We start from the raw sequence: 21985 nt of genomic DNA on the forward strand, positions 1-21985 counted from the left end.
CCCCTTTCATGCCCAATTTCCTACTGCCGTTCTTTTAGAAATTTGAGCAAATCTTCTGTTTCCATGGCATTTAGAACGGAATCCTTCTTGATCCATCCCTTCTTTGCCGCAGAAACGCCGATTTCCATGTGATTTAGAGTGTCTATTTTATGTGCATCAGTATTAATCACTATTTTCACACCGGATTCCTGAGCTTGTCTGATATGCTCAGAAGCAAGGTCCAGCCGGTTCGGATTTGCATTCAGCTCAAGGGCTGTATTTGTTTCCTTTGCAAGCTCGATGAGCATTTCCATGTCTACTTCATAGCCTTCCCTGCGGCCGATCAATCTTCCCGTAGGGTGGGCAATAATGTCGACATGGGCATTATGCAGCGCCGATTTCAAGCGAGCCATGATTTTTTCCTTCGGCTGTGAAAAAGAAGAATGAATGGAAGCAATGACAATGTCCATTTCTTCGAGAAGTTCATCATCATAATCAAGCGATCCGTCGGGCAGAATATCCATTTCCACCCCTGATAGTATCGTGAAATCATCGAATTGCTCATTAAGCCGCTTTATTTCTTCTTTTTGACTGCGAAGTCTTTCAGCAGTCAAACCGTTCGCCACCTTCAAGTACTGAGAATGGTCTGTTATAGCCATATATTTATAGCCGCGGGCCCTGCAAGCTTCAATCATTTCCTCAATGGAATAGGCGCCATCACTCCAGGTTGAGTGCATATGAAGGTCACCCTTAATATCTTCAAGAGATATTAATTCCATGTCTTGCGTATATTCATCCACTTCTTTCCCATCTTCTCTAATTTCAGGCGGGAAGATTGGAAGTCCGAAATGGGCGTAAAATTCCTCTTCATCTTTAAAAGTAAGGATTTCACCTGTTTCTGTGTTTTCAACTCCGTATTCACTGATTTTTTCCCCGCGCTCTTTTGCAAGCTGCCTCATTCTGACATTATGGTCCTTCGATCCAGTAAAATGATGGAGTGTTGTGGCAAATTCATGCGGCTCAACTAAACGGAAATCAGCCGATATATCATAGGAATGTTCAAAAACAACGGAAACCTTTGTATTTCCTGCGGCTATCACTTCTTTGATCCCGGATAAACTTAATAACTGCTCTTTGACAGAAGCAGGTTTGTCTGTAGCTATAATAAAGTCTAGGTCTTTGATTGTTTCCCTCATTCTCCTTAAGCTTCCTGCCCTTGAGTATTTTTCTATATCCTTCATTTCCCCCAGAGCGGCTTCTATGCCTTCTGCTATAGGCAGCATAAATGCAAGCGGCAGCCGTTCCGGTCTGGTTCCTGCATTTTCAAGGGCAGCGAGTATCTTTTCTTCCGATTTTTCCCCAAATCCTGCAAGGCCGCGGACCTTCTTATTACGGCACGCATCCTCAAGGTCTCCGGCATTTTCGACGCCAAGTTCTTTATATAGCTTGGCAATTTTCTTGCCGCCCAGTCCAGGAAGCTGAAGCAGAGGAATTAATCCGGAAGGCACTTCTTCTTTTAGTTCATTCAGAACAGAAGACTTTCCTTCTTTTATGTACTCCTCAATAACAGCAGCGGTTCCTTTCCCGATGCCGGATAACTTTGTAAAGTCTTTTATTTCTGTCAAGCTTTCATCATTGGATTCAAGTGCCAGTGCCGCTTTTCGGAAGGCAGCTGTTTTGAAAGGGTTTTCTCCTTTTAACTCCATATAAACAGCGATTGTTTCTAAAAGCCTGACAACATCTTTTTTATTTATACTCATGGAAACCACCTGCCCGTAACTGTATTCGTATCCGTATTATCTCTTATTTTGCGTTGGAACTTCAAATCTTGGCTATCTCTAAAGCCTCTTACTTAATAAGTGAGGTTTTACCTTTTAATATTGCCCGTTGGTTTCCACTGCGGACACTTGCTTTCCGCGGGGAGGCACAGAGCTCCTCGGCTTCGCCTGTGGGGTCTTCCGCTCCCTCTCCTCCCGCAGGACATTGAATAACCTCCCTGAGCAACACCGCACGAAGAAAATGCGAACGCATTTTCGAGGATCAAGCGTCCTCCGCTCCAACCAGCTATAGCGGATTTAGCTAGATTGTAGATTTAAATCCACAAAACTTATATTAACAGCCTTTCAAAAAGAAAACTCCTCTAGAAATAGAGAAGTTACGCAGCCATATATTCAACCCACATTTCTTTGAGCTGGTTAGAGAGAACAGGCGTATTCTTAACCATTAATTCTGCCATAAAGGAATTATTGATCGGCCCCTGCAGCACTTCTATTGGAACCAGTGCGGCTATGTATAATAGAATAAACATGATAAGATAGACTTCGATAAATCCGAGAATGCCGCCAGCCCAAACATTCAGCTGTTTTAAAACAGGAAGATGGGCAACAAAATCAAGCATGCTTCCGATAATCTGCAGTAATATTCTTACCGCAAAAAAAATCACGACAAATGCGATGGCGCGATAGTAAGCATCTTCAAGATCTGCATTCTCAAATAACATCTGAATCGCCGAGTCACTGCTAAAACTGGGATATGGCACCCATAAGGTCAGCTTAGGTGCTAGCTCGCCGTAATACATACGGGCTACAATGAAAGCAATAATAAATCCAGTCAAATGAATTAATTGGAGGATAAATCCTCTTTTCAAGCCTATAAAAAAGCCAAAAACCAAAATAATGATAATTGCAAGATCCAGCATACTACTTTCCGTCCTTTACTCTATTTAATTCGTTTTCCAGCCGTTCCAGACGGTCTGTTAGCTTTATATAATCATTAACAGCATTGACTGCAGTCAGCACGGCTAACTTACTAATGTCGAGTGAAGGATTCTTCGAACTGATCTCACGCATTTTATCGTCAACCAGCGAAGCGACAAGGCGAACATGGCTGGAGCTCTCGGAGCCTACTATTACATATTGCTGTCCATAAATATCTACACTTGTGCGATTTCTTTGTATCTCTGACAACGTCCATGCCCTCCTTCTTTAAAGAATCCTAATCAATATCATAACATGAACGTATATTGGTGGGAAGTCAAAGCATGTCAAAAGAGCTCAGTTCTTACGAAAAGCGGAAGCGCCTTGCCCACCCCTGACAAGTTGTGACCTCGAGGGGGCAGGCTGCTTTCGCTAGACAATTATCCAAGTTCAAAATTAAGCGGAATCTTTGTGCTTTTACCAACAAAAAGCAGCAGATTCAATCAGTTAACAAAGATGAGGAGAATTAATATGAGCCAAGTAGTACTTTTAAAAAAAGCAAATGAAATCTCAGAAATGAAAGCCTATTATTCAGGCAGCCTAAATGAAAAGCAGCCTCCTGGAAGCGTATTTGCTGCAAAGGTGCCAGGATGTTCGATCACTGCCTATAAATCAGGGAAAGTCCTCTTTCAGGGCAGCGGGAGTGAAACAGAGGCAAAAAAATGGGGAGATACCGCACGCAGTGCACAGCCAAACAAAAAAACCAGCCCGGCCGCTTCCAGCTTGCCGGAAAATATCAGTTCCCTTTCTGTCATAGGATCAGACGAAGTGGGTACCGGTGATTATTTTGGTCCCATCACGGTTGTTGCAGCTTACGTAAAAAAAGAGCAAATCCCTTTACTGAAGGAGCTTGGAGTTAAGGACTCCAAAAATCTGGGAGATGAAAAAATCTTTGAAATTGCAAAACAGATTAAAGATATCGTTCCTCACAGCCTGTTAACCCTCCATAATGAAAAATACAATAAGCTTCAGCAATCAGGGATGTCCCAGGGGAAAATCAAAGCATTACTGCATAATCAGGCAATCGGGCATGTTTTAGGGAAAATTGCTCCTGAAAAGCCTGAGGCCATTTTGATTGACCAGTTTGCAAAGAAAGAGGTTTACTTCAACTATTTGAAAAACCAGCAGACCATTCAGAGGGAACGGGTCCTTTTCAGCACAAAAGCGGAAGGTATCCACCTCGCAGTTGCAGCAGCCTCGATCCTGGCACGCTATGCGTTTGTGCGCCACTTTGAAAACCTTAGCACAAAGGCCGGTTTCCGGCTCACTAAAGGCGCCGGTCCGAAGGTTGATGAAGCAGCAGCCCGGCTGATCAGAGAAAAAGGGCGAGAGGCATTGCCTTCCTTTGTAAAACTGCACTTTGCGAATACTGAAAAGGCGATGAAGCTTTACAGCAGGAAGTATAATTGATAATGAAGCAGCCAATTTAAGGAGATTGGCTGCTTTTTTCCTGTTTAAGAGGACCATAACTCTTTGGAATATATATTTATCGACCAAAAGCAGAGGTTTATCGGCCAGTTTTGAGTATTTATCGGCAAAAATGAGAGGTTTATCGGCCAAATGAGCTGTTTTAACGGCCAAATAAAGAAAAGGCAGCCCTCGGGCTGCCTTCCTCATTATTTTATCCTCTCAATACTGCTCCGGCTTTTTCCTTCACAGCATCCAGCACTTTATCATGCGCTTTTGTAACATCTTCATCGGTTAGTGTACGTTCAGGGTCGAAGTATTTGAGGGAGAAGGCAATTGATTTTTTGCCCGCCTCCATCCGTTCGCCTTCGTACAGGTCAAAAACATGGACGTCTTTTAATAACTTGCCGCCAGCTTCTTTAATGATTCCTTCAAGCTCGCCAGCTGCTGTTCCCTTATCTGCTACAAGGGCAATATCCCTTGTGATGGAAGGGAAACGCGGGATAGCTTCATACTGCAAAGGTGAAACTTCCTCTTCCAGGATCGCCTTTAAGGAAAGCTCAAACGCATATGTTTCTTTCAAATCAAGCTCTTTTTCCACAGTTGGATGTATTTGGCCGACAAATCCCACTGATTTACCGGAAAGCAATACTTCTGCTGTTCTTCCAGGGTGCATCCCTTCCTTTTGTGCCTGACGGAATTCAGCATTATCGGATAGTCCCAGCTTATCAAATAAGCCCTCAAGAATTCCTTTTACAGCGTAAAAATCCACAGGCTTCTTTTCTCCCTGCCATGGGTGGCTGTGCCATAAGCCAGTAACCGCTCCAGCAAGGTGCTCACGCTCTTCAGGCAGATCCTCTTCTCCATTGGAGAGGAACACCGCTCCTGTTTCATAAACAGCCAGGCTGTCGTTCTGGCGTGCAGAGTTATATTTTAATACTTCCAGAAGCTGCGGAACAATACTTAATCGAAGCAGGCTGCGATCTTCACTCATAGGCATTGCCAGCTGCACAGGCTTGCGCGCTTCCAGTGCATATTGAGCCGCTTTTGCTTCATTTGTTAATGAATAAGTCACTGCCTGGTAAAGTCCAGCACCTTCAAGGTAACGGCGGACCAATCTGCGTTTATTCTGGTATTCAGTAAGATGCCCTGGGGTAGACGATCCAACCGGTAAAGTCGAAGCCAGATTATCGTAGCCAAATAAACGGCCAACTTCTTCAATAAGGTCTTCTTCAATCGTAATGTCGCCTCTGCGTGTTGGAACTGTAACAGTAATCGTATCATTATCAGTATTTGTTTCAAATTGAAGACGGGCAAATATATCCTCTACTTCTTTCATGGATAACTTCGTGCCAAGGACACGATTGATTTTTTCAAGCGTTACAGACACCACAGCAGGTTCCACTTGGAGTGCATCTGCTTCTGCAGAACCCTCAAGCACTTCCCCGCCCGCATATTGTGCAAGCAATTGAACAGCTCTATCTGCAGCAGCTCTAACTCTGTTTGGATCCACACCTTTTTCAAAGCGGGCACTTGCTTCGCTTCTTAAGCCATGGTCTTTTGAAGCTTTTCTAACCGTTGCCCCTTTAAAATAAGCTGATTCAATAAGTACATTTTTAGTGTCAGTCTGTACTTCAGAATTTGCCCCTCCCATGACGCCGGCAAGTGCAATTGGTTCTGTCCCGTTTGTTATTAAAAGATGGTCTGAGGTTAACTCACGCTTCGCATCATCAAGCGTAACAATTACTTCGCCATCGCTTGCTTTGCGGACAAGGATTTGCTTTGATCCCAGCCGGTCATAATCAAAAGCATGGAGCGGCTGGCCGTATTCAAGCAGAATGTAGTTTGTGATGTCCACCACGTTATTGTGAGGGCGAATGCCCGCCCCCATTAAACGAGCCTGCATCCATACAGGAGATGGACTGATTTTTACATTTTTCACCACTTTCGCCACATAAAGAGGATTATCTTCTTTTGCTTCCACCTGAATTTCAATGTAATCAGACGCCTTTTCAGAAGAAGTCTCAGCATGCGGCTCAGGAAGCTTTACATCTCTTCCTAAAATAGCTGCTACTTCATAGGCAACACCAAGCATGCTTAAGCAGTCAGATCGGTTCGGAGTCAATCCAAGCTCAAGAATCTGGTCGTCACGATTTAGCTGCTCAAGAGCATCCTGGCCAACTTCTGTATCATTAGGGAAAACATAAATGCCTTCAGAATATTCCTTTGCAATCAGCTTACTCTCAATGCCCAGTTCTTGAAGCGAACAGATCATTCCATTTGATTCTTCGCCGCGGAGCTTAGCGCGCTTAATTTTAAAATTGCCTGGAAGAACAGCTCCTACTGTAGCCACGGCCACTTTCTGTCCCTTATCCACATTTGGGGCACCGCATATGATTTGTACAGGCTCACCAGCTCCTGTATCAACTAAGCATTTATTCAGTTTATCAGCATTTGGGTGCTGTTCTCTTTCAAGGACATGCCCTACAACAACACCTTTGATGCCTTCATTCAAAACCTCTATGCCTTCAACTTCAATCCCGCTTTTTGTAATCTTTTCTGCAAGCTCTGCAGGTGTAACGCCTGATAAATCAACATATTCCTGCAGCCATTTATATGAAACGAACATTTATGATCCTCCTCTTTTATTGTCCAGCTCCGGCTCCTGGTACAGCCGCCTCCGCTTTTCTAATTACTCATGAATTGAAAATTGCTTTAAGAAACGAACATCATTTGTATAGAAGTGGCGAATATCATCCACACCATACTTCAGCATGGCGATTCGCTCAGGACCCATTCCGAATGCAAAGCCTGTGTATTTCTTAGAATCGAAGCCTGCCATCTCAAGAACATTGGGATGAACCATTCCGGCGCCAAGAATTTCAATCCAGCCAGTGCCTTTACATACGCTGCATCCTTTTCCGCCGCAGATTTTACAGGAAATATCCATTTCCACAGATGGCTCTGTAAATGGGAAGAAACTTGGGCGAAGACGGATTTCCCTGTCATCTCCGAACATTTTCTTCGCAAACACTTCCAGTGTTCCTTTCAAATCGGTCATTCGGATGTTTTCATCCACAACAAGTCCTTCAATTTGCATGAACTGGTGAGAGTGTGTTGCGTCATCATTATCACGGCGATACACTTTACCCGGGCAGATGATTTTAACCGGCCCTTTGCCTTCATGCTTCTCCATTGTTCTAGCCTGTACCGGTGAAGTATGGGTGCGCAGAAGAATCTCTTCTGTAATATAGAAGGAATCCTGCATATCGCGGGCAGGGTGGCCTTTAGGAAGATTCAAGGCTTCAAAATTATAGTAGTCCTTTTCAACTTCAGGACCCTCAGCCACTGTATAGCCCATTCCAATGAACAAATCTTCAATTTCTTCGATAATGCGTGTCAGCGGATGATGGTTTCCTGATTTGACAGGACGTCCAGGAAGAGTAACATCTATCTTTTCAGCAGACAGCTTTTCCAGTACTGCCGCTTCCTCAAGATGCTTCTGCTTTTCTTCAATTCCCGCAGAAATGCTGTCTCTCACTTCATTTGCCAGTGCTCCCATTTTAGGGCGCTCTTCCGCAGACAGTTTCCCCATTCCTTTAAGAACTTCTGTTATTGGGCCCTTTTTGCCCAGGTAAGATACACGGATGTCATTTAATTCTTTTAAATCAGCAGCAGTGCTGATTTTTTCCAACGCTTCAGTTTGCAGTTCCTTTAAACGCTCTTGCATCTAAAAATCCTCCTTGAAATTAATTCTTTAACTTTTTTGGCCAAAATAAAAAACCTCTATCCCCATAAAGGGACGAGGTTTCGCGGTACCACCCTTTTTAACACATATATGTACTTCATGCACGTGTTCACTTCATTGGGATAACGGCTTATGCCGGTACATCTTTACACGGAAAAGCGGAAGAGGCTCGTTCAGCCGCTTCAGCTGGACAACTCAGCAGAGCGCCAACAATACTTTTCAATGGTCCCGATGCCAACTCAGGAGGTGAATGTTCCCTTGCATTTCCTGTAAAAATGCTTTCAGTCTTAGGCATTTTCTCCCTGAAAAGGCTGACTGCAAGGTACTGGTCTCCGTCATCGTTTTGTTATTATAATTTTGCTGTTAATTATATTACATTCTTGAGGCTGTTTCAAACGGTTTTCAAAAAATTGCCGCCCTTTTTCTATTTTCTTAAATGATAAAGAAGAATTCCGGCAGCCACCGCCACATTAAGTGATTCGCTTTTCCCGAATATCGGTATATAAAGGTTTGCTGCTGTATTAGCCAGCAGCTCTTTATTAACACCATTTCCTTCATTTCCAACAAGCAGTGCAAAGGAATCAGAGGACTCATACTTCGTGTATTCCTGGGCATTTTCCAGAGCGGTTCCATAGACAGGGACTTTCCTTTCTGTCAGTCTCCCGATCCAGTCAGACAAATTCCCTCTTAACACCGGCAAATGGAAGTGACTGCCCTGTGCAGAGCGAAGCACCTTTGGGTTATATGCGTCAACGCTGCCTTCACCCACAATAATGGCATCGATACCAGCAGCATCAGCCGTCCTTATCATCGTACCCAGATTTCCGGGATCCTGGACGGCATCTATTAATAAAAACCGTTTTCCTTTTACTTCCTCAGTGGAGGGTTCCTGACTGCAGACAGCAAAGATTCCCTGCGGCGTTTCCGTATCCGCCAGCTGCCCGATGATTTCATCTGTAACCATTGTTACAGGGATGTCCCCATAATCCCATCCGGGAGGCATGTCTTTATTTTCACTAATGATTATTTCAGCTATTTGATTGGCTTTGAGTGCTTCTTCCACTAAATGAAAGCCTTCAACCAAAAAGGTTTCTGTTTTGTCCCGCTCTTTTTTAGTCAAAAGTTTCTTCCATTCTTTAATTTTTGGATTTTTTGCAGATTGTATATGCTTCAACACGGTCTCTCCTTTTATAGAAAATCCCGCACAACCGGAATTTCTTTATACAGTTTTTTCATTATAGCCTATTTGAAATACATAATAAAAGCGAAATTAGAGAAGATAATAACGAATTAAATCTGGAAGGAGTGCATCAAGGTGAATTTAAACCTGCGCAATGCCATTTTACACAATGTTTCAGGAAACTCTCAAGACGAACTTAAAGATACGATCGTAGATGCCATTCAAAATGGGGAAGAAAAAATGCTGCCTGGATTAGGTGTATTGTTTGAAGTAATCTGGAAAAACTCTTCAGAGGAAGATAAACAGGAAATGCTACACACATTGGAGAGCGGCCTAAAATAAAGTAGAAAAACTCCGGTATTAGCCCCGGAGTTTTTTCTATTATTCAAAAGTAATTTGATCAACTGTTTCCCGGTCTAGCTTCTTAATCACTTCAGCAATAAGCTTAACGGCATTTTCATAGTCATCGCGGTGAAGCATTGCTGCATGGGAATGGATATAGCGAGTTGCAATGGTGATGGAAAGTGATGGAACTCCATTATGAGTAACATGAATAGCTCCTGAATCTGTTCCGCCGCCAGCGATGGCATCAAACTGATAAGGGATATTCAGTTCATCCGCAGTGTCTGTTACTAGATCACGAAGGCCTTTGTGCGAGACCATTGATGCATCATAAAGGATGATTTGCGGCCCTTTGCCCATTTTGCTCATAGCTTCTTTTTCAGAAATCCCTGGTGTGTCCCCTGCGATTCCCACATCTACACCAAATGCGATATCCGGCTCGATTTTTTGCGCAGAAGTGCGGGCTCCGCGAAGTCCAACCTCTTCTTGTACCGTTCCTACACCATATACTTCATTTGGATGATCAGCATCTTTCAATTGCTTAAGCACATCAATGGCAATAGCGCAGCCAATGCGGTTATCCCAAGCTTTTGCCAAAAGCATCTTTTCATTTTTCATAACCGTAAACTCAAAATAAGGAACCACCATGTCACCAGGTTTTACTCCCCACTCTTTCACTTCTTCACGGCTTGAAGCACCAATATCAATGAACATATCTTTAATTTCAACAGGCTTTTTGCGCGCTTCCGGGGACAAGATATGCGGCGGCTTTGAACCAATTACCCCGGTGACATCTCCCTTGGACGTTACAATCGTCACCCGCTGTGCAAGCATAACCTGTGACCACCAGCCCCCAACTGTCTGGAAGCGGATGAAACCTTTATCGTCAATGTTTGTTACCATAAATCCAACTTCATCCAAGTGGCCAGCTACCATGATCTTAGGACCGCCTTCTTTGCCGGTTTTTTTAGCAATCAGGCTTCCCAATCCATCTGTAGTGACTTCATCAGCATATGCTGTTATGTATTTTTTCATAACCTCGCGCGGTTCGCGCTCATTTCCCGGAATTCCTTTCGCATCCGTTAAGTCTTTAAGCATGGTTAGCGTTTCATCTAATTTAGCCATCATTTCGACTCCCTTAATATTTATTCAACCCTATTATACAGAACATGCGATTTAATATAAAGAATTATCAGACGGATATTTACTCAGGCTGCAGGCGGACCTTCAGGATTAGTATCCTTCATCCTGCCTTTTATAATTTACTTCATTTTTATCTATATATGCTTTTTCTATATGTGAAGAGTTAAAACCAAGCATTTTCCCTAGATGTAAATAGGCAGCAATAAGCCTTTTATAATCTGCTAGGGAACGGCTTGTCCGAAACTGTCCGATTCCATCATAGACAGACAAAAACTGGCCATTAACTGACTCTGCCTTTTCCAAAGGAACAGCATATTCCTTTTCAGTGTCAAATCCGGATTCAATTCCAAGTGATAAAATGAAATGTATACCGTCTACAAACTCTTCCAATACTGTTTCCTGAGGAGAGGATGGCTTAAGGCTCCAAAACTTGAAGCATCTTGTCTCATTTGCAAGCTCTCCCAATTCAACCAGCAGCGCAAGCACTTTACGTTCAAATAAATCTTCTTCCTCTAAACCATGGTTCGATTCTATATGGCTGTCCAGCCCTTTTTGCATTTGAAATAATAGCTGATAATTCATTTTCCACCATCCTATAAGAAATAAATGATTAATATTCATATCCTTGCCCATCAAAAAAATTATAACAAATCGCAAAAAAGTTGAAACTTTTTTTAATCTCATCCGTAAAGTAAGGAAAATAATAATGGAGGGCTGGTTAATATGTGGCTCCTGCGTATGCTATTGTTTGCTCTGATTCTTTTTCTTATATACACCGCGGTAAAATATCTGCTGAATTCTAAGAGAAAGCTCGAGCTTGCCCACGAACAGAAACGATATTATTTTTGGGATGACCAGGAAAATGTCAGGAAGAACTTCCTGATTACGTATAAAGGGGTTTTATTTGAGGGCGAAAAATATCTGGGAACCACGGACAATGCTTTTGATGTGGTCTCCATTTTCATCTGGCCGCATAATACATCGGCCCTTAAAGGGATGGTAAGGGAGGACTTTCTATTTATAGAAAGAAAGATAACCGAGGCATACCCCACTGCAAAAATTGACTGGAAAAGCCCTGTGAAGGAATTTATGCATAAAACAGCTTCACCACAAGATGAAATTAAAGACCATTTATAAAAAAACGTTCGGCAGCCCCGAACGTTTTTTTATGCTGCTTTAAAGAATTCCTTCCATTTGATAACAGTCACCTTTTCCCTCAGCACAAATACTAAAACAGAAAGTGAAAGCAAAATCAGGATAATTATTGAAGGAGTGAATCGGCTGATGAATTCACCAAAAACCGTATAAAAAACAGCAAGCGGCAAATTGGTGGTCCATGAATTTTTCAAATATTGGTCAAAACCCTTATGTCTCTCCATAAGACAAAAGTTCAATAAATGGTAATGAATAAAAGGGATGAGCCTTAAAACCGCAACCTGGCCGACAGTTAGATTCCGATATTCCCCGAACCACCGCTTTTTTAGTAATGAAAGCTTTTCATGTGTCCTCGGCATTTTTGTAATCAAGAAATAGAAAAGAACACTGCTGATCATCAGTCCTGCAATGGAGAAAACAGAACCAAAAAAACTTCCAAATAGAACTCCGCCAGTTATGCAGACAAGCGGTACCGGAATGAATAGAAACTGCCTGATGATATGAAAAAAGATAAAAGCAATGGGAGCAAGAATTCCAGCAGTCTCTGCCATGGCAAACAATAGAGTCAATTGATCATTCATGCCTTCACCTCTCCCCGATGTCTTTCCTGCTGTTCACTAAAGCTTATGGATAGCCCTGACTGTTTATGACAAGAGAATAACCAGGTACACAAGCAAGCCTGCTTCAAGCATCGCCAGAATAGGCAGTCCCCATTTAAACTGCACATGCTTCGTTTTATGCCTGAAGGTCTTCATTCCAAGAGTCATTCCGGCAGCCCCGCTCAAAAAGGCTGTGATCCAGAGGTTTTTTTCGCTGATTCGATACTGATTCCTTTTCGCCTTCTCCTTATCAAGCTTCATCAGGTAAAAACCAGCCACATTCATAACCAGATAGATAAGAGCAATTGTATTGACCATGAGCTTTCTCCTTTAAATGTATTAAGTCTGTATTGAGCTTAAATGAAACGAAAGCTTCTGTCCATTTAAAGCAAAATAAAAGCCATTCCCACATTTAAGGGAATGGCTATTTTATGAATAATTATTACTTGCTAAGCTGCTGCTTTGCAACTGATGCTAATTCAGCAAATGCTTTTTCGTCAGCGATTGCTAATTCAGCAAGCATTTTGCGGTTAACTTCGATGCCAGCAAGCTTTAAACCATGCATTAAACGGCTGTAAGAAAGACCGTTCATGCGAGCTGCTGCATTGATGCGAGTAACCCAAAGTTTGCGGAAGTCGCGCTTTTTCTGGCGACGGTCGCGGTATGCATACATTAGGGATTTCATAACCTGCTGGTTAGCAACTTTATATAATGTATGTTTTGAACCGAAATAACCTTTAGCTAATTTAAGAACTTTTTTACGACGTTTGCGAGTAACAGTACCGCCTTTTACACGTGGCATATTATTTCCCTCCTAATTTCGAGATATTACTTAAGATTTACTAGTAAGTTACGGATGCGCTTGTAATCGCCTGAAGAAACAAGAGTTCCTTTGCGAAGCTTACGCTTTTGCTTTTGAGATTTGTTAGCGAACATATGGCTTCTGTAAGCATGAGAACGCTTCAGTTTACCAGAACCTGTTCTTTTGAAACGCTTAGCAGCGCCGCGGTGAGTTTTCATTTTTGGCATTGGGAATTCCTCCTCTTACTTGTCGTTTTTCGGTGCTAAGACCATAAACATGCTTCGGCCATCCATTTTTGGATGAGATTCCACTGCTGCAACTTCATTGCATGCCTGTGCAAATCGGATTAAAACACGCTGGCCAATTTCCTTATGCGTAATGGCACGACCTTTAAATCGGATCGATGCTTTTACTTTATCGCCTTTTTCAAGGAATTTAATAGCATTGCGAAGCTTTGTATTAAAGTCATGCTCTTCAATAGTCGGGCTAAGACGAACTTCTTTAATACTAATAATCTTCTGGTTTTTGCGAGCTTCCTTGTCTTTCTTCTGCTGCTCGAATTTGAACTTTCCGTAGTCCATGATACGGGCTACCGGAGGTTTCGCATTCGGTGCAACCAGAACAAGATCAAGATTGGCACGAGAAGCAATTTCAAGTGCGTCGAATTTTGATTTAATACCTAACTGCTCGCCGTTTTGGTCAATAAGACGGACTTCGCGGGCGCGAATGCCCTCGTTTAACAACATATCTTTGCTAATAGCTAGACACCTCCAAGGTTTAATGCGAACACAACGTTTGGGTCAAGAAAAGCGCAAGCGCCTGCTGAAGCAGACAGCTTTACAGCTGCCAGCTGCACCGGACCAAAGCTGAATCGCAAGTTATGCAACATTTCTCTTCCGGAGAGGAAGCTGAGCTGTTTTTAACCAAATAAAAAAGTGCGGATGAAAACACCCACACTTACGTATATAAACACAAAATGTTCACGTAAAACCTGCCAACTGCACTTTGCGTCAATCAGGTGAGAAGCGGGTGCTTCTTCTTTTCCTCAAACTGTATTCAATTTACCTTAGCTACTATATCACAAAGTATGATTTCGTGTCAAACGAATAACTTTTATCACAACGAAGAAAAGCATAACAAAATTATTCGCTTTTGGCAATATGATTTTAACATTTTTTCAAAATGAATTTAATGCCAACTTTCTGGTTTGCAGCAGCTGATTTGGGTATTTCAAATTCTGCGGGTTGTCACGAAGACTTCACAAAAAAGAGCTGCAGCTCATGCAGCCCTTTTTTAATGGTTATCGTTTAACTTCAGCTTTTAGTGCTGAGATGAAGTTTTCAAATGAAACCGTTTCTGATTTTTGCTCTCCATATTTGCGGACATTGACAGCTTTTTCAGCTACTTCATTATCTCCAACAACAAGCATGTATGGAGTTTTTTGCATTTGCGCTTCACGGATTTTATATCCGATTTTTTCATTGCGGTCATCCAGCTCTACGCGGAAGCCCTCTGCCTGAAGCTGCTCCTGGACTTGCTTGGCATAATCAAAGTGAATATCAGGAGAAACCGGAATGACCTGAACTTGAACGGGGGCAAGCCAAGTTGGAAACGCTCCCTTATACTCTTCAATCAGGAATGCCACAAAACGTTCCATAGTGGAAACGACACCGCGGTGGATAACGACCGGACGATGAGGCTTTCCATCTTCACCTACATAAGTCAGGTCAAAACGTTCAGGAAGCAAGAAGTCCAGCTGGACAGTAGATAATGTCTCATCCTTGCCAAGGGCAGTTTTAACTTGAACATCCAATTTCGGACCGTAGAAGGCTGCTTCGCCTTCTGCCTCAAAATAATCAAGACCGATTTCATCCATGGCTTCTTTAAGCATGGCCTGTGCTTTTTCCCACATTTCATCATCATCAAAGTACTTCTCAGTATCCTGTGGATCTCTGTAGGAAAGACGGAATGAGTAGTCATTGATATCGAAGTCTTTATACACTTCAAGCACCAGATGTACTACACGCTTAAACTCTTCCTTAATCTGGTCAGGGCGAACAAAAATATGAGCATCGTTCAGCGTCATGCCGCGTACACGCTGAAGGCCGGATAATGCTCCTGACATTTCATAGCGGTGCATAGTTCCAAGCTCAGCAATACGGATTGGCAGTTCACGATAGCTGTGGATGCCGTTCTTATAGATCATCATATGATGCGGGCAATTCATTGGACGAAGAACAAGCTGTTCGTTATCCATTTCCATTACAGGGAACATGTCTTCCTGATAATGATCCCAGTGACCGGATGTTTTATAAAGATCTACACTCCCCATGATCGGAGTATATACATGGTCATAGCCCAGTCTTTCTTCTTTATCAACGATATAGCGCTCAATATTGCGGCGGATTGTTGCCCCTTTCGGAAGCCACATCGGCAAGCCCTGTCCGACTTTTTGCGAATTCATGAACAAGTTAAGCTCTTTGCCGATTTTACGGTGGTCACGCTCTTTCGCTTCCTCAAGGAGACGCAAATGCTCAGCCAGGTCTTCTTTCTTGAAGAAAGCTGTTCCATAAATGCGCTGAAGCATCTTATTATCACTGTCGCCTCTCCAGTAGGCGCCAGCAATGCTTAAAAGTTTGAACTCTTTAAGTTTTCCAGTTGATGGAACGTGGACTCCGCGGCAGAGATCGAAGAACTCACCCTGCTCATAGATTGTCACTGTTTCATCTTCAGGAATGGCTTCAATCAGTTCAAGCTTGTATTCATCACCAATTTCCTTGTACATCTGAACCGCCTCATTACGGCTGACTTCCTTGCGGACAACGTCAAGGTTTTCATTAATAATTTTCTTCATTTCTTTTTCAATCACAGGAAGGTCCTCTGGTGAAAGTGACTCTTCCAGATCGATGTCATAATAAAATCCGCCTTCAATGACAGGACCTACCCCAAGCTTTACATTTTTATATAAACGCTTGATTGCCTGCGCCATTAGATGGGCAGTACTGTGGCGAAGAACCTCCAGCGCATCTTTTGAGTCCGGTGTTACAATTTCAACAGCTCCATCCTTTTCGATTGGACGGCGAAGATCATACATTTCTCCATCCAGCTTGCCGGCAATTGCCTTTTTCTTCAGGCCCGGGCTGATCGAAGCTGCAATATCTTCTGTTGTCGTTCCCTTTGGAAACTCCTTTACTGCTCCATCCGGAAACGAAACTTTAACAACTTCTGACATGATATTTCCTCCCTTTTTATGTTAGCACAAGACACCTGGATCAGATGCTATAGCGTTTTACACTAAAAAAATAAAAAAACCCGTCCCTAAAAAAGGGACGAGTTGTATTTAACACGCGGTTCCACCCTACTTCTCGTTCTCTTAGAAGAAAAACGACTCTGTAGTAAGATAACGGTCTTTTCCCGCCAGCCCATTTCCTGGCTGGAGTTCAGAGGCGGTAAGCATTCGAATCGTGTTAGGAAGGTTTCAGCCTTGCCTTCCCTCTCTTTAAACCGTATTAGAATACCCATATCCTCATCGCAACTTTTGCTCGATTTTTATAATATGTACGTTATTATAGTTTGTTATTTCAGGAAAATCAAGGGTATCTTTTACATTTTTCATCATCGGCATTTTGATATTTATAAAAGTCTTCAATAGATCTTAATTCAAGTCTTTCTTCAAAAATATTGCGGATTGTTCTGACCAGCGGCTGGTCGAAATCATCCGAGTACAGATAAATAGCTGAGGGTGCGATCGAGAGCAGCGGAGCAATCGTAACGGAATCCACGTATACAGGATGATTGGATAATAGCTTGCGGTCAATCATTCTTAATAGCTCTCCACGTTTAATTTCGCACAATTGCCCATCATAAAAATAAACGCTTTCTCCCATCAGGACATGGATCGTATTAATCTTTGGCTCCTTTCCTCCCAGGAAATCTCTCAATGTATGAATAAACATCTGGTATTCCTGCTCCATTTTATATTCATCGATGGAAACTTCAACGTATTTGGTCATTTCATTCATAAGCGGCCGCATCCGGAATTTTACGAAAGAATCAAAAGAAAAGGAAATGTTATTCTGGAACAGCTGGTCAATAGCACTTTTCAAGCTTTCTTTTACATCCAGGCCACTGACAAACGCAGCAAGATCCTCCCGGTTTCCTTCCAAAATAGAGTGAATGATTTCAAGAATCTGCTGCTGCTCGCCTTCGTCCTCATAATAATAATGCTCCATCAGTATCCGTTTAAACCAATCATCCTGCTTCTGGCTCACTATAAATTGGAAAAACACTTCCTTAACAGTATTTAGGACATCGCTGCTATTATCAGCAGAAACTCTGACTATATGTTGATCTTCAAAATGAAGAATATTATTATCACATTGACAAAAAGACTGCAGCTGTTCATAAAGATGCTCATAAAAATTCCTCGCATCCGTGCTGCTTTGGAAAATGATTTCGATCAACCAAATCCCCCCTTTATACAAATCTCTGTTCTATGTATATGGCGGACTTGGCCAAGTTAGAAGCGGGATTAGCCTTTTAGTGCATTAAACTATTGTAAATTGAATAATAAAAGCTGCCGGACACTTTATCGGCAGCTTTCAGGTTATACTCTTCTGTTCGGTCCTTCTACAAGCACTGGTTCTGCAAGGTATTTAATGCGCTCCATGATTCTCCTTGCCTTCATTTTCTCTTCCTCGCCGCGCTGGCTGTAGGAGAGATGATGTTCGAGACCCTGCAGATCGAAATTGGAAGTAAAGAAGGTTGGCAGGCTTTCCTGCATGCGGAACTGCAGAATTGGCCCTAATATCTCATCCCTTGTCCAGCTGGACATGGTTTCGGCACCAATGTCATCGAACATTAAAACAGGTGCTTTTTTAATGGTTTCAATCTTGCTGTTCAAAGTTTGATCTCCAATTGAATTCTTCAATTCCCTGAATAGTTCGGGAACGTAGACAATCATGGAGGATACTTTCTGGCTTGCAAGCTTATTGGCAATAGCACCAAGCAAATAAGATTTGCCTACACCGAATTTCCCATAAAAATAAATTCCCTTTCCCTTGGATCCCGGCTGGTAGTCCATGACAAAAGATGCCGCCTTATCAACAGCCTCAATGCGATCGTCATCATCATATATGGAATCAAAAGTGGCATGAAGGATATCCGATGGTACATATAAGCTCTGAATTAATTTTTCATTTCTCCGCTTCTCATCGTGCATGACCTTTCGAGGGCACTTATCATATTTCAAATCGACCGATCCTCTTTGAATTACAAGTTCCGGATGATAGCCCTGCATAAAATTCACACAGCCCTCCAAGCTCGGACATTTATTGCATTCCTTGCTCTGCTGTGTATACTCAAAGAGTTTGCTAAGGCTCTTTTCAACCATCTCAGATGTCAATTCATCCCGATGAGTTTGGATAAAAGCCTTCACTTCAGGGTGATTAAGCGTTTGATTCCTCATCATTTCATACCTTTTTTGAAAACCTTCATTGCCCGCAAGGCGCCTTAATGTTTCATTAATTTTCTCCATCAATCAGTCACCTCCTGTGAACGCAGTTTTTTTAATTTTTCATGAAGCTCCTTTTTTTTCATTTCCAGCTCATACTGATCCTTTTCGCTTACATGCTGCTGAGGCTCTGTCTTCTTGCCGGATGCACTGCTTTTTTCATCAAACCAGTCCGGAAGCATTTCTGTCCTGATCGGCTTCTTTTTGTTTCCAGTTGTACTGGCTGTTTTCTTTCCTTCCGCCCAATCCAGGTATTGCCGGTGTTCTTTCTTAGCTAAATCAATAGCTGCCTTGGGTGTTTTAATTTTCTTTCTAGCCCAGTGACCAGCTATTTTTTCTACGTAGCCTTTGGTCAATTTCATATCTGTTTTGAGCATAACATATTGAATCAGCACATTAATTACCCCTGGCAAAAGCTTTTGCTGAAACATGACATCTTCAATGATCTGCAGGTCGCCTTTTGATGGATCTGCCCCTCCTGATATATCTTTTAACAGCTGCCTTGGTGAGGTGATTTCCAAATAACGGATCAACTCTTCTTCCTGTGTTTCAGGCTGTTTTTTATGAGACTGATGGATGGCAGGCTGAACCCTGTCAATCAGGGATGGCAGCTGGTCCTGGTTCTGGAATTGATACCAGTCCCGTGCAGATTTTCTCAACTCATCAATGTTTATCTCATCATCTTCATTTACAGCGCTGATGACGATATTTTTCATTTGAATAGGGTCAATTCCATACAAAAAGGCAAGATTGCTGATTGATTCCTTTACTTTAACTGTGATGGCCTTTTTCGGTACTAGTGATTCATTCAGCCCTGCCTGAAGCAGTTCAAAATTAAAATCTTCATTCCCGATTTGAATGCCTTCCTGTTCCTGCCTTCCAATATACACTTCTGTCTCTGACTCATTCATCAGCTGCACCACTTCATCGTCAACCTCAAAAGAACCAGGGTGTCCTGATTTAAATACATCCTGAAAAGCCTTTGTAACTTCCTCATATCCTGTGGCTGTCTTTACCTTCTGGTCTGAGAAGAAGCGTTTCAGCCTCATAAATTGGTTTCTGCCCAATTTCTTATAAAGATAAATATTGAGCATGCCATCAAGGAAAAATTGTTCAGGTGTCAGCGGGGGCAGCAGTTCATAAATAAATGACCTTGTCCCTTCATCTTTATTTACGTATACCTTTAAAAGTCCTATCCCTTCAAGCTTGAGGCGGGCTTCATATATATCCTTAAGCCCCATGCCCATGAAATTCATTAAACTATGGTGTGAATTAGAAGATGCCCATAGCCGGTTTTCTTCAAGTTCCGCCCATAATGTCATATATAAACTGAAGCACACAGAGCCAATGAGCGGCTGATATAACAGAGTCAGCACTTTTCGGTCATAATCATGCAAAAGCCCGCTGGCTGCTACTGTATATCGATCAATGGGGAGCATCTCCTGCCAATGCTGGGCCATGGTGTTCACCTTTTTCTATTAAGAATATTTATTACTCTGATTAATATCAAAAGCATATACCGTAAAAAAAGAGCCAAAGAAATCCTTCAGCCCATTAGACTATTTCATTAGAAATCAGGGACAGCAGCAACTGACCTGATTTAAGATTGTTCTTTTTTGATTAATTCTTTGAGTTCATCAATAAAAACATTAATATCTTTAAATTGCCTGTATACAGATGCGAAACGAACATATGCCACATCATCCACATTTGCGAGCCTGTCCATAACCATTTCGCCAATTTCATCGCTTTTTATTTCGGAGACACCGTTGCTGCGGAGCTCTTTTTCCACATCAAAAGTAATTTCCTCCAGATCCTTTAGGGCAACCGGCCTCTTTTCACATGCTTTAATAAGGCCTCTCAGTATTTTTTCCCGGCTGAATTCCTCTCTGGTGCCTTCTTTTTTCACAACGATTAAAGGAATTTCTTCCACTTTTTCAAAAGTCGTAAACCGGTATCCGCATTTCTCGCATTCCCTTCTGCGCCGAATGGACCTGCTGTCATCAACAGGACGGGAATCGAGAACACGGGTATTATTGTTTTGGCATGAAGGGCATCTCATACAATCAGCTCCGAATTCTTTTATAAAGTGAAACTTCAATCAGGGGGTCCCCCGCTGATTGTTAGTTGAGGCCAACAGGAAGTGGTTCACAAAGACGTTGCCACAGGACGTGGCGTTCTTTCTATCGGGCCTTTACGGGCAGTTCTCCCCCGCTTACCCTCCTTCGATTCCCTTGAGGCTTGAAGTGGGGGGTTACCGCCCGTTAGACAGCGATAAATAAGTAATTTTGCTGGCTTTAGACCAATTACCGTATTTTATTTGTTACTCTTATCTTATAAAAAAGGAGTTGTCAGTACAAGTACAACTATTTATCTGCGTTTCTTGCAGAACCGAGAAAATCATGCCGTTTATTCACCTTTTCATAAATGGAAAGAACTTCTCTTTTAAGTATTGGGTGTACACCTGCCGGAGAGGACTGCTCAGTTGAGATATTGATATCTACAGCCGTTTCGAAAGGCCTGACAGTTACGACTGTGACAATGGCAAAACAAGATTTATCTTTCTTAATTTCTGCTGCAATCTCTCCGTGTTCTTTGGAAATGCTGAGAATGTTTACATTTTGGTCTGCTTTGAATAATTCTTCAATCGTCTGCAGCATTTGAGCTGTATTGGTTCTATAATATCTTGTAGTGAGCTCTGGATCAGAGTGGTTTTCATTTGTTTCACACTGCTTTTTATAGCGGCTGGCAAGCTGCCTGAAAATAGACATCCTCTTTCCTCCGTTATTTTTCATGTATCCTTATTGTACTATTTTTACGGGAGATACTAAAGGTAATGTATTTAAGCAAATTTAAGCAAAATAAAAAGAGGTGTATTCAATACACCTCTGGATTGCTTAAGATCATTCTGTTATTAAAGCACTTGAGCTTGTTTAACTTGAACTGGACCCATACCGCGAGGAATTTCGATATTCTCACGCGTTTGAGCTCCTAACGATTCTGCAATAAAGTCTGCAGCGATGTTAGGGTCAAGATCTCCACACGTATACACATCAATGCTGGCATAGCCATGCTCCGGGAAGCTGTGAATAGTTAAATGAGATTCAGAGATGATAACCACTCCGCTTACACCCTGTGGCGCAAACTTATGAAATGCAACCTCGCGAATTTCAGCACCAGACTTTAATGCAGCATTTACAAATGTCTGCTCAATAAAATCCATATCATTTAACTTTTCAAAATCGCATCCCCAAAGTTCTGAGATAACGTGACGACCCATAGTTTCCATATTCAAATTTCCCCCTTTAAACTTTTAAGCTATTAATTAATGAAATTCCAGATTTTAACTGGTCCATAACTAC

At 42.2% G+C, this 21985-nt stretch carries 24 protein-coding genes and 2 other annotated features; of the genes, 3 read left to right on the top strand and 21 right to left on the bottom strand.

The features are described from left to right. Positions 1-20 precede the first annotated feature (20 nt). The 3 genes from polX to zapA form a co-directional block, all read right to left on the bottom strand. Positions 21-1739 carry a DNA polymerase/3'-5' exonuclease PolX gene (gene polX / locus JI665_RS09745; RefSeq protein ID WP_206839033.1) on the bottom strand — a complete coding sequence of 573 codons (1719 nt, stop codon included), beginning with the start codon at positions 1737-1739 and terminating at the stop codon, positions 21-23. A gap of 395 nt (positions 1740-2134) precedes the next feature. Then, the gene (locus JI665_RS09750; RefSeq protein ID WP_206839034.1) at positions 2135-2677 is read right to left on the bottom strand and encodes a CvpA family protein; all 543 of its coding nucleotides are present in this window, start codon (positions 2675-2677) and stop codon (positions 2135-2137) included. Position 2678: 1 nt separating this feature from the next. After that, entirely contained in the window at positions 2679-2945 is a 267-nt protein-coding gene (gene zapA / locus JI665_RS09755; RefSeq protein ID WP_009333202.1) for a cell division protein ZapA, read from the bottom strand. Positions 2946-3206: 261 nt separating this feature from the next. Here zapA and rnhC point away from each other — a divergent pair, with 261 nt between their 5' ends. Next, complete coding sequence (gene rnhC, locus JI665_RS09760) at positions 3207-4145, top strand: ribonuclease HIII (protein ID WP_206839035.1); 939 nt, start codon at positions 3207-3209, stop codon at positions 4143-4145. Between the two features lie 211 nt (positions 4146-4356). On the opposite strand, the gene pheT is transcribed toward rnhC, so the two are convergent. The 3 genes from pheT to JI665_RS09775 all read right to left on the bottom strand — a co-directional run bounded on the left by pheT (position 4357) and on the right by JI665_RS09775 (position 9064). Then, positions 4357-6771 (bottom strand): phenylalanine--tRNA ligase subunit beta, encoded by a 2415-nt coding sequence (pheT, locus tag JI665_RS09765; protein ID WP_206839036.1) that lies wholly within the window; start codon positions 6769-6771, stop codon positions 4357-4359. Positions 6772-6834: 63 nt separating this feature from the next. Continuing rightward, a complete protein-coding gene (gene pheS, locus JI665_RS09770) occupies positions 6835-7872 on the bottom strand; it encodes a phenylalanine--tRNA ligase subunit alpha (protein ID WP_206839037.1) in 1038 nt (345 codons plus the stop codon). 65 nt (positions 7873-7937) lie between these two features. Continuing rightward, positions 7938-8238: a binding site (T-box leader), on the bottom strand. Positions 8239-8314: 76 nt separating this feature from the next. Next, positions 8315-9064 (bottom strand): TrmH family RNA methyltransferase, encoded by a 750-nt coding sequence (locus tag JI665_RS09775; RefSeq protein WP_206839038.1) that lies wholly within the window; start codon positions 9062-9064, stop codon positions 8315-8317. A gap of 141 nt (positions 9065-9205) precedes the next feature. Between JI665_RS09775 and sspI the strand changes: the two genes are divergently transcribed. Continuing rightward, the gene (sspI, locus tag JI665_RS09780; protein WP_206839039.1) at positions 9206-9412 is read left to right on the top strand and encodes a small acid-soluble spore protein SspI; all 207 of its coding nucleotides are present in this window, start codon (positions 9206-9208) and stop codon (positions 9410-9412) included. A gap of 39 nt (positions 9413-9451) precedes the next feature. Here the strand turns inward: sspI and JI665_RS09785 are convergent, their stop codons facing one another. Both JI665_RS09785 and JI665_RS09790 read right to left on the bottom strand, forming a co-directional pair. Next, positions 9452-10537 carry a M42 family metallopeptidase gene (locus JI665_RS09785; protein WP_206839314.1) on the bottom strand — a complete coding sequence of 362 codons (1086 nt, stop codon included), beginning with the start codon at positions 10535-10537 and terminating at the stop codon, positions 9452-9454. Between the two features lie 108 nt (positions 10538-10645). Continuing rightward, positions 10646-11137: a dUTP diphosphatase gene (locus JI665_RS09790; RefSeq protein WP_206839040.1), complete on the bottom strand. Its 492-nt coding sequence runs from the start codon at positions 11135-11137 to the stop codon at positions 10646-10648. A 141-nt stretch (positions 11138-11278) separates the two neighbouring features. Here JI665_RS09790 and JI665_RS09795 point away from each other — a divergent pair, with 141 nt between their 5' ends. Continuing rightward, complete coding sequence (locus JI665_RS09795; RefSeq protein WP_206839041.1) at positions 11279-11692, top strand: sigma-w pathway protein ysdB; 414 nt, start codon at positions 11279-11281, stop codon at positions 11690-11692. 29 nt (positions 11693-11721) lie between these two features. On the opposite strand, the gene JI665_RS09800 is transcribed toward JI665_RS09795, so the two are convergent. The 13 genes from JI665_RS09800 to speD all read right to left on the bottom strand — a co-directional run bounded on the left by JI665_RS09800 (position 11722) and on the right by speD (position 21912). Then, positions 11722-12291: a TVP38/TMEM64 family protein gene (locus JI665_RS09800; RefSeq protein WP_206839043.1), complete on the bottom strand. Its 570-nt coding sequence runs from the start codon at positions 12289-12291 to the stop codon at positions 11722-11724. Between the two features lie 63 nt (positions 12292-12354). After that, a complete protein-coding gene (locus JI665_RS09805) occupies positions 12355-12627 on the bottom strand; it encodes a DUF1294 domain-containing protein (RefSeq protein WP_206839045.1) in 273 nt (90 codons plus the stop codon). A gap of 124 nt (positions 12628-12751) precedes the next feature. Next, positions 12752-13111: a 50S ribosomal protein L20 gene (rplT, locus tag JI665_RS09810; RefSeq protein WP_053434161.1), complete on the bottom strand. Its 360-nt coding sequence runs from the start codon at positions 13109-13111 to the stop codon at positions 12752-12754. A 26-nt stretch (positions 13112-13137) separates the two neighbouring features. Further along, positions 13138-13338, bottom strand: coding sequence for a 50S ribosomal protein L35 (gene rpmI, locus JI665_RS09815; protein WP_009333215.1), 201 nt, complete (start codon positions 13336-13338; stop codon positions 13138-13140). Positions 13339-13353: 15 nt separating this feature from the next. Continuing rightward, a complete protein-coding gene (gene infC, locus JI665_RS09820; protein WP_206839046.1) occupies positions 13354-13857 on the bottom strand; it encodes a translation initiation factor IF-3 in 504 nt (167 codons plus the stop codon). A gap of 14 nt (positions 13858-13871) precedes the next feature. Next, entirely contained in the window at positions 13872-14000 is a 129-nt protein-coding gene (locus tag JI665_RS28925; protein ID WP_280516077.1) for a hypothetical protein, read from the bottom strand. A 34-nt stretch (positions 14001-14034) separates the two neighbouring features. Continuing rightward, positions 14035-14158, bottom strand: a sequence feature (ribosomal protein L20 leader region). A gap of 253 nt (positions 14159-14411) precedes the next feature. After that, on the bottom strand, positions 14412-16343 hold the full coding sequence (gene thrS / locus JI665_RS09825) for a threonine--tRNA ligase (protein ID WP_206839048.1): 1932 nt from the start codon (positions 16341-16343) through the stop codon (positions 14412-14414). 358 nt (positions 16344-16701) lie between these two features. After that, positions 16702-17574, bottom strand: coding sequence for a putative sporulation protein YtxC (gene ytxC / locus JI665_RS09830; RefSeq protein WP_206839050.1), 873 nt, complete (start codon positions 17572-17574; stop codon positions 16702-16704). A 143-nt stretch (positions 17575-17717) separates the two neighbouring features. Next, positions 17718-18647 carry a primosomal protein DnaI gene (gene dnaI, locus JI665_RS09835; RefSeq protein ID WP_206839316.1) on the bottom strand — a complete coding sequence of 310 codons (930 nt, stop codon included), beginning with the start codon at positions 18645-18647 and terminating at the stop codon, positions 17718-17720. Further along, positions 18647-20083: a replication initiation and membrane attachment family protein gene (locus JI665_RS09840; RefSeq protein ID WP_206839053.1), complete on the bottom strand. Its 1437-nt coding sequence runs from the start codon at positions 20081-20083 to the stop codon at positions 18647-18649. The genes dnaI and JI665_RS09840 overlap by 1 nt, the downstream gene beginning before the upstream one ends. 140 nt (positions 20084-20223) lie before the next feature. Beyond that, positions 20224-20685: a transcriptional regulator NrdR gene (gene nrdR / locus JI665_RS09845; protein ID WP_206839317.1), complete on the bottom strand. Its 462-nt coding sequence runs from the start codon at positions 20683-20685 to the stop codon at positions 20224-20226. A 304-nt stretch (positions 20686-20989) separates the two neighbouring features. Continuing rightward, positions 20990-21394, bottom strand: a complete 405-nt coding sequence (locus tag JI665_RS09850; protein ID WP_206839054.1) for a hypothetical protein — start codon at positions 21392-21394, stop codon at positions 20990-20992. 143 nt (positions 21395-21537) lie between these two features. Further along, a complete protein-coding gene (gene speD / locus JI665_RS09855; protein ID WP_009333223.1) occupies positions 21538-21912 on the bottom strand; it encodes an adenosylmethionine decarboxylase in 375 nt (124 codons plus the stop codon). Positions 21913-21985 lie beyond the last annotated feature (73 nt).

Source organism: Bacillus sp. NTK034 (assembly GCF_017303275.1).
Lineage (GTDB): Bacteria > Bacillota > Bacilli > Bacillales > Cytobacillaceae > Cytobacillus.

Excerpts from the sequence above, each read along its gene's own strand:
- JI665_RS09840 (WP_206839053.1), bottom strand. The coding sequence starts at position 20,083 with ATGGCCCAGCATTGGCAGGAGATGCTCCCCATTGATCGATATACAGTA.
- JI665_RS09785 (WP_206839314.1), bottom strand. The coding sequence starts at position 10,537 with ATGGCTAAATTAGATGAAACGCTAACCATGCTTAAAGACTTAACGGAT.
- polX (WP_206839033.1), bottom strand. The coding sequence starts at position 1,739 with ATGAGTATAAATAAAAAAGATGTTGTCAGGCTTTTAGAAACAATCGCT.
- nrdR (WP_206839317.1), bottom strand. The coding sequence starts at position 20,685 with ATGAGATGCCCTTCATGCCAAAACAATAATACCCGTGTTCTCGATTCC.
- JI665_RS09750 (WP_206839034.1), bottom strand. The coding sequence starts at position 2,677 with ATGCTGGATCTTGCAATTATCATTATTTTGGTTTTTGGCTTTTTTATA.
- infC (WP_206839046.1), bottom strand. The coding sequence starts at position 13,857 with ATGTTGTTAAACGAGGGCATTCGCGCCCGCGAAGTCCGTCTTATTGAC.
- JI665_RS09805 (WP_206839045.1), bottom strand. The coding sequence starts at position 12,627 with ATGGTCAATACAATTGCTCTTATCTATCTGGTTATGAATGTGGCTGGT.
- rnhC (WP_206839035.1), top strand. The coding sequence starts at position 3,207 with ATGAGCCAAGTAGTACTTTTAAAAAAAGCAAATGAAATCTCAGAAATG.
- JI665_RS09795 (WP_206839041.1), top strand. The coding sequence starts at position 11,279 with ATGTGGCTCCTGCGTATGCTATTGTTTGCTCTGATTCTTTTTCTTATA.
- speD (WP_009333223.1), bottom strand. The coding sequence starts at position 21,912 with ATGGAAACTATGGGTCGTCACGTTATCTCAGAACTTTGGGGATGCGAT.
- dnaI (WP_206839316.1), bottom strand. The coding sequence starts at position 18,647 with ATGGAGAAAATTAATGAAACATTAAGGCGCCTTGCGGGCAATGAAGGT.
- rplT (WP_053434161.1), bottom strand. The coding sequence starts at position 13,111 with ATGCCACGTGTAAAAGGCGGTACTGTTACTCGCAAACGTCGTAAAAAA.
- pheT (WP_206839036.1), bottom strand. The coding sequence starts at position 6,771 with ATGTTCGTTTCATATAAATGGCTGCAGGAATATGTTGATTTATCAGGC.
- pheS (WP_206839037.1), bottom strand. The coding sequence starts at position 7,872 with ATGCAAGAGCGTTTAAAGGAACTGCAAACTGAAGCGTTGGAAAAAATC.
- rpmI (WP_009333215.1), bottom strand. The coding sequence starts at position 13,338 with ATGCCAAAAATGAAAACTCACCGCGGCGCTGCTAAGCGTTTCAAAAGA.
- JI665_RS09850 (WP_206839054.1), bottom strand. The coding sequence starts at position 21,394 with ATGTCTATTTTCAGGCAGCTTGCCAGCCGCTATAAAAAGCAGTGTGAA.
- JI665_RS28925 (WP_280516077.1), bottom strand. The coding sequence starts at position 14,000 with ATGTTGCATAACTTGCGATTCAGCTTTGGTCCGGTGCAGCTGGCAGCT.
- thrS (WP_206839048.1), bottom strand. The coding sequence starts at position 16,343 with ATGTCAGAAGTTGTTAAAGTTTCGTTTCCGGATGGAGCAGTAAAGGAG.
- JI665_RS09800 (WP_206839043.1), bottom strand. The coding sequence starts at position 12,291 with ATGAATGATCAATTGACTCTATTGTTTGCCATGGCAGAGACTGCTGGA.
- JI665_RS09790 (WP_206839040.1), bottom strand. The coding sequence starts at position 11,137 with ATGAATTATCAGCTATTATTTCAAATGCAAAAAGGGCTGGACAGCCAT.